Origin of the sequence: Streptococcus mitis (assembly GCF_946190115.1) — a bacterium.
In the GTDB taxonomy this organism is placed as follows: domain Bacteria; phylum Bacillota; class Bacilli; order Lactobacillales; family Streptococcaceae; genus Streptococcus; species Streptococcus mitis_CO.
In genome coordinates this window covers 1-459 of sequence record NZ_CAMHZG010000049.1, presented here as the reverse complement: position 1 = coordinate 459, position 459 = coordinate 1, and the positions used below count along the sequence as shown (strand labels likewise).

Below are 459 nucleotides of genomic sequence, written 5' to 3'. Positions count from 1 at the left end.
ATGGGACTTTTTTTCTACACAAAAATAGGCTCCATAAGATTCATAGGGGATTTACCCACTACAAATATTATAGAGCCGGAAATCGCATCCAACGTCTTGTAACAAAAATTTAATATTTCGGAATCTTGAAACATAAAAACGCTTAAAAATTGGACTTTATATCTATGAAAACGTTTAAAATGGTTATTTTTCTAATATTTATAAAAAACGGTATATTCGCCTATAATATCCATACAAAATACTTTTTTTTTTTAGGTAAAAATGTTTTGAAACTTATTGAATTACTTGCATCTAAAGTGTATAATGTATATTGGTATTTTATTGCTAAATACACATAATTATAAGTGGAAAGGAATCTAAAAAATGTTTTTTAGACGCCAAGAAGGTGAATATAGAGAGACGGATCGTGTGACCCGTTTCAAGTTGATCAAGTCAGGTAAGCATTGGTTGCGTGCCTCG

The 459-nt window shown here is 30.1% G+C and carries 1 protein-coding gene; it reads left to right on the top strand.

The features are described 5' to 3' along the window. Positions 1–363 precede the first annotated feature (363 nt). Positions 364–459 (top strand): KxYKxGKxW signal peptide domain-containing protein (locus N8L90_RS09660; protein ID WP_398577026.1); only part of this gene is annotated, 96 nt, incomplete at its 3' end.